This window comes from Gordonia tangerina (genome assembly GCF_021556435.1).
Classification (GTDB): Bacteria; Actinomycetota; Actinomycetes; order Mycobacteriales; family Mycobacteriaceae; genus Gordonia; species Gordonia tangerina.
On the sequence record NZ_JAKGCU010000061.1, the window covers coordinates 1 to 1,535 of the forward strand.

A 1,535-nucleotide genomic window follows, 5' to 3' on the forward strand; every position below is an offset into this window, starting at 1 on the left:
GGCCGGAGGCCAATTCGGTTGCGAGCGCAGCGAGTGCGGGTTGCCGGATTGGTCGCAGCGCGTGGGCGGAGCGCAGCGGAGAACACGCGGAAGTCACCAGGCGTGGGTTGACAGGTCGGGGTCCCCGGCCGGTCACAATGAGGGCGACGTACGCGCACATACACGCAACCACCTACCCAACTCGCGAACCCCCGACCCGAAGGGGAGGGACAAGCGCAGTGCGGCCTGTGGTCGCCCGTCGTTGTGTGCGGCGCCGGGGGCGGGCGCTTGGTGCGCCCGACCCCGGCGTGGTGGTCAGCCGTAGGTGATTTCGCCGAAGATTCCTGCTTGCACGATCAGATCGGCGTCGCCGGCGTCGATGTCGCCGGCGTCGTTGGCGCGGCTGGCTGCGGTGATGTGGCGGCGCAGCTTCTCGTGGAGTCGGATGCGGCCGGTGGTGATGGCGTTGAGTCCTCGGGCGACGGTATCGAGGGTGATGACGTGTTCGCGGTCATCGTTGTCGATTTCCTCGATGACGGCGCGCTGGGTGGTGCTCCAGCGGTATTCGGTGCAGGTCGACCAGTAGCCGATGCCTCCCTCGAGGGCGCAGGTGTAGATGTCGGTGAGAAAGCTGGTGCGGGCGTCGGTACGAGTGGTCATCGTGGCTCCTTCGAGTGGGCGCGACCCAGTGTCGCGCGTCGCGGTGCCTGGGACACGGCGAGGGTGTGCGGTCAACCCCGAAGAGCGCAGCGTGGGTTGACCGGTCGGGGTCCCCGACGTGTCAGGCTGACAAGACGTGTGACAGGACAGTTCTTCTGGTGTGGGCACGTGGCCGTGAAGACAACAGCGGCGACGCCGCAGGCGGCGCGTCCGATGTCTGTGCACGGCGTAGCCGGACTGGTGTTGATGCGGGTGACAACCGCAGTGCACGCGCAGAAGGCGGGGCCGGGCCGCCGGGTGGCGGCTCCGACCCCGTGCTGGGTTATGCGGTCCAGCGTCCTGGCGTGATGTGTGCTTCGTAGCGGCCGATTCGGGCTGCGGTCGCGGCCGCGTCGGCGAGGATCGGCCAGGGTTCGGTCAGTTGGCGCTGCCACGTTGCCCAGTCGGCCTCGTCGGCGGTGGCGGCGAGGTCCGGGTGCCGGGAGGCCGCGACGATCGCGGCGAGCTCGACCGCGGCTTGGCCGTGGCGTGCTGTGGTGCTGCCGCCGACGATGAGTTGGGCGGCTGCTTCCCGGATGGGGTCTGCGATCTCGGGGTTGGTGACGGTGAGGTCGGCGGCGATCCAGAGGATGTTGGCGACGCTGCCGGTGGCGGCGGAGGTGGCGGTGGTGCTGGGGATGTATCGCATGGCGTTCCTTTCGGTTGGTGTCGGCCGGTGTGGCGGACGTCGTAGACCTGGGGGACCGGCGGGGGTGGGCTGTCAACCCCGGAGAGTCTGGTGGGCCGGAGGCCAATTCGGTTGCGAGCGCAGCGAGTGCGGGTTGCCGGATTGGTCGCAGCGCGTGGGCGGAGCGCAGCGGAGAACACGCGGAAGTCACCAGGCGTGGGTTGACAGG

General features: G+C 69.3%; 2 protein-coding genes. Both read right to left on the bottom strand.

Annotated features, from left to right (window positions below):
* Window positions 1-294: 294 nt before the first annotated feature.
* Window positions 295-639 carry a hypothetical protein gene (locus tag L1892_RS24540; RefSeq protein WP_235726355.1) on the bottom strand — a complete coding sequence of 115 codons (345 nt, stop codon included), beginning with the start codon at window positions 637-639 and terminating at the stop codon, window positions 295-297.
* 322 nt (window positions 640-961) lie between these two features.
* Complete coding sequence (locus L1892_RS24545) at window positions 962-1,327, bottom strand: hypothetical protein (RefSeq protein WP_235726356.1); 366 nt, start codon at window positions 1,325-1,327, stop codon at window positions 962-964.
* Between the last annotated feature and the right edge of the window lie 208 nt (window positions 1,328-1,535).

Excerpts from the sequence above, each read along its gene's own strand:
- L1892_RS24540 (WP_235726355.1), bottom strand. The coding sequence starts at position 639 with ATGACCACTCGTACCGACGCCCGCACCAGCTTTCTCACCGACATCTAC.
- L1892_RS24545 (WP_235726356.1), bottom strand. The coding sequence starts at position 1,327 with ATGCGATACATCCCCAGCACCACCGCCACCTCCGCCGCCACCGGCAGC.